Source organism: Fischerella sp. PCC 9605 (assembly GCF_000517105.1).
Taxonomy (GTDB): domain Bacteria; phylum Cyanobacteriota; class Cyanobacteriia; order Cyanobacteriales; family Nostocaceae; genus PCC9605.
In genome coordinates, this window is the sequence record NZ_KI912151.1 from 369,897 (window position 1) to 376,234 (window position 6,338).

The following is a 6,338-nucleotide window of genomic DNA, read 5'->3' on the forward strand; positions in this document are numbered from 1 at the left end:
ATCTTTTAACCATGAACCCACCCACACCAATTTTTGAACTTAAAAACGTTACCAAAAAATTTGGCACATTTTCATCTCTCACTGACATCAACTTGCAAATCTATCCTGGTGAAAGAGTTGCTCTTGTTGGTTCTAGCGGTGCAGGCAAAAGCACTCTGATTAGTTTGCTCAACGGTACATTACAGCCTAGTCAGGGGGAAGTGTGGATACTAGATCGCAACTTAGCACGTCTGCGTCCCAAATCGCTGCGGCAGGTGCAACGGCAAATTGGTACTATATATCAGCAATTTCATTTAGTGGATAACCTGCGGGTGATTCACAATGTCAATGCTGGGCATTTAGGAAGGTGGTCATTTTTGAAAGCCGCTGTTTCTTTAATTTATCCATTGGAAGTGGAAACAGCTGCCAAAGCTTTAATGCAGGTGGGAATTCCAGAAAAACTTTATGAACGCACCGATCGCCTTTCGGGAGGACAGCAACAACGAGTAGCGATCGCTCGTGTCTTAGTGCAAAATCCCGCTGCGATCCTTGCTGATGAACCGATATCGAGTCTCGATCCGGAACGCAGTCGGGAAATCATGAATTTGTTACGCGATTTGAGTGAGAACACAGGGAAAACACTGCTTAGCAGTCTCCATGCGATTGAGTATGCTGGCAGTCATTTTCAGAGGGTGATTGGGTTGCATGAGGGCAGGATTTTGTTTGATGCACCTGCTGGGGAGGTATCAGCGGCGATGATAGAGGATTTGTATAGGATTGAACCACAGAGTCGCAGAGAACACAGAGGAAGAGATGGGGAAATGGAGTAACCGGAAGGCAGATAGACAAGCATCTCCCCATCCCCCACTCTCCCACTCTCCCTATCTTCTTTGGGGGTTGGTGTTTCTGGTGGCGGTAGTTTGGTCGTTGCAGGTAGCTGGTATATTTCAGGAGGATTTAATTAATCAGGGTGGCTGGAGTTTGGTTTTTCCTTTTCTAGCTGCTGTGGTTTCACCTGAATTGAGTTTAGAGTTTTTGTTGCTAACTTTAGATGCGACGCTGAAGACTCTGGCTTATGCTGTGTGCGGCACGTTTTTTTGTGTGGTAATTGGATTGGTGGGTGGTGTTTTGTCTAGTGAGGTGTGGTGGAAGTCTCAAGGTAGGAATTACAACGCTTTTTGGTTGCTGGTACGAGCAATTTTAGCAATCCCAAGAGCAATTCACGAACTGATCTGGGGATTGTTTTTTGTGAATATTTTCGGACTCGATCCCCTGGTAGCAGTGCTGGCGATCGCTATTCCTTTTGGGGCAATTACAGCTAAGGTGTTTTCTGAAATTTTAGATGAAACGCCCCACGAACCGTTATTAGCACTACTCAATAGCGGTGTGCCTCCTCTAAGTGCTTTTGCATACAGTCTTATTCCTCAAGCTTTTCCCAATCTACTTTCCTACAGTTTTTATCGTTTTGAGTGTTCAATTCGTTCGGCGGCGGTGTTAGGTATCATCGGTGCTGGCGGATTGGGTTATCAAATTTATCTTAGTCTTCAGTCTCTGCGTTATCAGCAAGTATGGACTCTGATATTTGCATTGCTGCTGTTGAGTGGTAGCACTGATTTTTTAAGTGCATTGTTGCGTCAGCGTTTAGAATTGCCTAGCCGTCTGGATTTGAATCTTCTCAAACTCAAACGGCGTTCTCCCCATCACCCCTACCCTACGGGAAGCCCTCCGGGTACTCTACGAGAAGCCGCGCTGCGCGCGTCTACGCCAGTCCCCCTACCCTTACGGGAAGCCGCTGCGTGTCTACGTGACGGAGACCGCCTTCTGGGGGGCTGGTCTCACCGCTTGCGCGTCTACACCCCATCTCCCAACCTTTTTTTACTAGGCGCATTTATCTTATTAGTATTTTCGTTTTGGTACGTCAAAGCCGATTTTGCCAAACTCTGGGAACCACGCACCGCCGAACGTTTGGCAAGAATTATTCAAGATGTTTTTCCACCACAATGGATTGATTTAAATCAGTTGTTGATTCTCTCTACTCAAACTCTGGCTATGTCTATTTTGGCAATTACTGGTGCAGGTTTGGGTGGGATATTGCTTTCTTTTCTAGCAGCGAGGGAAGAGGGAAGGAGGGGGAGAGGGGAGGAGAGGGAGAAAGATACTCCCCTCTCCGCTAGCCGAGAGGGGTTGGGGGTGAGGTTCTTTGTATTTCTGTTTACCCGTTTCTTACTGCTTTTCGCCCGTGCTGTTCCTGAACCAATTTGGGCATTAATTTTTCTATTTGTATTGTTTCCGGGAATTTTACCAGGTGCGATCGCTCTTGCTATCCACAATCTCGGCATTTTAGGGCGGTTGATGGCAGAGGTGATCGAAAATTTAGATCAACGCCCTTTGCGTTCTTTAATGGCTTTGGGTGCTAGTAATTCCCAAGTATTTATCTACGGCGTTTTACCTGCTACTGTTCCTCGCTTCGTTGCTTACATTCTCTACCGTTGGGAAGTCTGCATTCGTGCAACGGTGATTGTCGGGTTAGTTGGTGCTGGTGGTTTGGGGCGTCTGTTGACAGAGCAACTAAGTAGTTTTGATTACCAAGGTCTACTGACTACTTTGATTGTTTTTATTGGTCTGACATTTGTGGTTGATGCGCTCAGTACTACAGTTAGAAGGTTTTTGAGATGATGGTGCAACAACTGTAAACTACGAACTATCAATGCAAATGATGTAAATTCAGTTCGACATCAATGATACATTCGTGTGCTTAAATTCAGATGGACATAAAAGTTTTTCTTGGTACAACTGTCACTGTCATTGTTGATCGCCCACTTGGTAGTAGACATCAGCAGCACGGATACATTTACCCCATAAACTATGGCTACATTCCCAATACACTCGCCCCAGACGGGCAGGAAGTGGATGCTTACATTTTGGGTGTATTTGAGCCTCTAAGCCAGTTTGAGGGTGATTGTGTCGCGATTATCCATCGGATTAATGATACGGATGACAAGCTGATTGTCGTACCACAAGGTAAAAACTATAGTGACGAGCAAATCTTGGCTTTAACGGAGTTCCAAGAGCGGTTTTTTGCATCGGTTATCTTGCGGCAGCACAACTATTAATAATCGTAGGTAGGCACACCTGACCGACGTGAAATCAAGATTTTTCGAGTGTAAATATATTTCACGACAAAACATCTACCATTAGTGAGATGTCAATCAGCAAATCTGTAACAACTATAGGTGTGGTGGATTACAAACTTTTTTGATTCATTCTTTTTGATTGGCTGACTTTCTATTTTATTCACTGGTACACAGCGTCAGAACTTAAGGAGAAAAACTATGGCTACAGTGAATCCTGTGCAGCTACAGAAAAACTTGAACGAAACCAACTACCCAGTCAGCAAAAAAGACTTAATCAAGTATGCTGAAGAAAAAGGTTTTGATGAGAAAATCCTGCGGCTTTTGAAGCAGTTGCCTTTACAACAATATGAAACGCCAGCGGATGTGAGCAAAGCGATCGATAATATCAATAATCGATGAGTTCTAGTGTTACAACTCACCAGAGCGATACACTATTGACACTCTCCGCCCTATAAGGGCGAGGCTCTAACCCCAAAAATTTCGGTAGAAGCAATTAGCACTCAAAGTAGTGCTACAAGCATAGAGTATAAATTATGCGTCAAATCCCAGTTGTTGCTCTCCTCATTCTTGTAAGCAATATCCTTTTCTCAACAGCAATTAGTGCTGAGGAACCAGCGACAATAACTAGTTTAGTGATGCGCGATCGCATAGTTACGATCGCCAATGGCGAAGATGGGCTAAAGTATTCAGTCAAAAGCAAGGACGGTACTGTGTTGAGTGCCAATATCAGTGAAAACGAACTCGCCCAAAAGCACCCTGATGTGTATGAACAGGTTCGTCCAGCTTATGCTAATGACAAAAAAATCCCTGGTTTACTCATGTGGGTAGGGGACTTGGAAGTTCAGCCTTAAAGTGTGGAGACTCACCTTACCCTTACCCCCGGTTGTGCGTTCTGCCTTATCTATTAGCACTCAAATAAGCAGTCAAAGCTTCGGAACCGCCGATGTGTTTGCCATCAATGAACACTTGTGGAACTGTTGTTGCACCCGTGACGGCTTTTAATGAGTGAGTTGTTGCATCTTTACCCAAGACAATTTCTTCGTAATCCAGATCGTTTTGCTTGAGTGCCTCTTTAGCACGGGCACAGTAGGGACAACCAGGTTTTGTAAACAAAGAAACCAACTGGGGCTTCACTGCGTCTGGATTGATGTATTTGAGCATTGTCTCGGCATCAGACACCTTAAAGGGATCGCCTGGTTCCTCTGGCTCAATAAACATTTTGTCAACCATGCCATCCTTTACTAACATCGAATAGCGCCAAGACCGCTTGCCAAAGCCCAAGTCTGATTTATCTACCAGCATACCCATACCGTCAGTGAATTCACCATTACCATCGGGTATGAAAGTTATATTATCTGCTTGTTGATCCTTTGCCCATTCATTCATCACAAAGGTATCGTTGACAGAAACACAGACAATGTCATCCACACCATTTTCTCTGAAAGTTTTTGCCAATTGGTTGTAGCCTGGAACATGAGTTGATGAGCAAGTAGGTGTAAAAGCTCCTGGCAGAGAAAAAACCACTACAGTCTTACCTGCAAATAAATCATCGGTTGTCACATCTACCCACCGATCGTTCTGACGGACACGGAAGGTGACGTTGGGAACTCTTTGTCCTTCGCGATACGGCAACATAACTTTACCTCTTAGTGAATTAGAATTTAGCAATCGTAAATTATTCTAAACAAAGCGTACTCGAAATGAGTACGCTTTGTCAAGATGTTAAAGGTTGTTGTTGGTTGTTTGGTGTTTAGTGTTCATTCCCACCAACCACTAACTACTAACCACCAACAGCGCAAAGCGCTTTAACTATATCGCCGTAAGTCCCCCACGCTCATTCGGTACTCTTATCTAAACCACAATGTACACAACGTTTACTATATAAGCATTTGACGTTGTGAATTTTTTCTACAACGTTGACAGTGGATACTTTACTAACATCTCTTGGAAAGGTATCCACTGTTCATCTTGCGTGTAAACGATGATACCGTCTTTGGTGTTTTGGCTGGCAAGAACTAACTTCTTGTTGTAGGCTAATGTATACCATTCCTTAAAAACATCCAGTTCAGATTGTTGTCCAATTTCTTCATTAGGAATCCAACCCTCTTCTATAGCTTTTTTAAGCCATGCACCTGGTTTTTCAATGTTGCTACCAGCCATTGCCTCTTTAAAAGCTTCTATTGCATTTAAAACAGTTTCTTCTGATGCTGACTTAATAGTTTTTGTTAATGTAGCATTTAATTTAATTCCGAGTAAATCCAGTTGTTGTTTGATTTTATCACTGACTTCTGAACGTCCAGTCCTTTTCTTATCTAAGGATGTAACCTTTGAATTTTCAGGTAAAGTAACAGGTGAATTTACATGAGAAAGACGAGCTTCTTCTAACTGTCGCTTCAACTCTGTATTTTCAGATTTTAGTTGTGCGTTTTCAATTTTCAATCTTTCTGCTAAATCATCTGCACCTTGAAGATGGTAAAGTCTACCAGCAATACCTTCATTGACTCTACGTAGTCCTGTTATTTCAGCTTCGAGTTGTTTTATTCTATCTCGAAGTTGGTAAATAATCACAGATTTAGAATTATCAGATGCCTTTTGTGTTTCAGTTGGCTTACCTGCTTTTAATTGTTGCTTTCTTAAACTCTCAATGCGTTCCCTAATCTCAGGGTATTTGTAGAGATAACTTACAGACAGCCCAGCTTCTCTTGCGACGTTAGCAAAAGTAATAGGTCGATTTTCTTGAGTTAATTTATGAATTGCTTTCTCCAGATTCTCTGCTGCCTGTTGTTTTTTTGCTCCGCAGCAGATTTCAGTGCAGCTATCTTAACATCATTACTCATTCTTATTTTCCTCCAGAGTATTGATGATATTTCCTAAACTTTTTTTGACATCTTCGTTAACTTGAATTTGACGTTGCCAACCATTAGCTTCGGCTACTTCAAGTACCTTTTTGGTACGCTCTAGATGTTCTTTATGCTGGTCTAAAAATTCAATTGTTGTGCGAAAATCACTACAGGTTAGACAAGCATTACCCTTACTACAGGTAAGTTGTGCGGGTAATCCACAGTATCCATTTGACAGAGTTTCAGCTAAAACCTTTTTCTTCATCCACTGCAAGCTAGTGTCATTGTCTAATTCTGAAGTTAAAGACTCAATAACCTCACCATTAATGTTGACTATTTTAGTGCCTAGATATTTATCTATCTCTTTCCTTAAAGTTGCATCATG

The 6,338-nt window shown here is 42.7% G+C and carries 7 protein-coding genes and 1 pseudogene; 5 read left to right on the forward strand and 3 right to left on the reverse strand.

What is annotated here, in order from left to right:
- Positions 1-11 precede the first annotated feature (11 nt).
- The 5 genes from FIS9605_RS0126620 to FIS9605_RS0126640 all read left to right on the forward strand — a co-directional run bounded on the left by FIS9605_RS0126620 (position 12) and on the right by FIS9605_RS0126640 (position 3,964).
- Entirely contained in the window at positions 12-809 is a 798-nt protein-coding gene (locus tag FIS9605_RS0126620) for a phosphonate ABC transporter ATP-binding protein (protein ID WP_026735302.1), read from the forward strand.
- Positions 793-2,655: a PhnE/PtxC family ABC transporter permease gene (locus FIS9605_RS45495; protein WP_231510474.1), complete on the forward strand. Its 1,863-nt coding sequence runs from the start codon at positions 793-795 to the stop codon at positions 2,653-2,655. Before FIS9605_RS0126620 ends, FIS9605_RS45495 begins: the two co-directional genes overlap by 17 nt.
- An 89-nt stretch (positions 2,656-2,744) precedes the next feature.
- Positions 2,745-3,092: an inorganic diphosphatase gene (locus FIS9605_RS0126630; protein WP_026735304.1), complete on the forward strand. Its 348-nt coding sequence runs from the start codon at positions 2,745-2,747 to the stop codon at positions 3,090-3,092.
- A gap of 219 nt (positions 3,093-3,311) precedes the next feature.
- Positions 3,312-3,512, forward strand: coding sequence for a DUF2795 domain-containing protein (locus FIS9605_RS0126635; protein ID WP_026735305.1), 201 nt, complete (start codon positions 3,312-3,314; stop codon positions 3,510-3,512).
- A 134-nt stretch (positions 3,513-3,646) separates the two neighbouring features.
- Entirely contained in the window at positions 3,647-3,964 is a 318-nt protein-coding gene (locus FIS9605_RS0126640) for a hypothetical protein (protein WP_026735306.1), read from the forward strand.
- A gap of 46 nt (positions 3,965-4,010) precedes the next feature.
- Here the strand turns inward: FIS9605_RS0126640 and FIS9605_RS0126645 are convergent, their stop codons facing one another.
- The 3 genes and pseudogenes from FIS9605_RS0126645 to FIS9605_RS0126660 all read right to left on the reverse strand — a co-directional run.
- Positions 4,011-4,748, reverse strand: a complete 738-nt coding sequence (locus tag FIS9605_RS0126645; RefSeq protein WP_026735307.1) for a glutathione peroxidase — start codon at positions 4,746-4,748, stop codon at positions 4,011-4,013.
- 273 nt (positions 4,749-5,021) lie between these two features.
- Positions 5,022-5,918 (reverse strand): DUF6262 family protein, encoded by an 897-nt coding sequence (locus tag FIS9605_RS38315; protein ID WP_331280982.1) that lies wholly within the window; start codon positions 5,916-5,918, stop codon positions 5,022-5,024.
- 24 nt (positions 5,919-5,942) lie between these two features.
- A pseudogene (locus FIS9605_RS0126660) lies at positions 5,943-6,338 on the reverse strand (tyrosine-type recombinase/integrase); the annotation flags it as partial.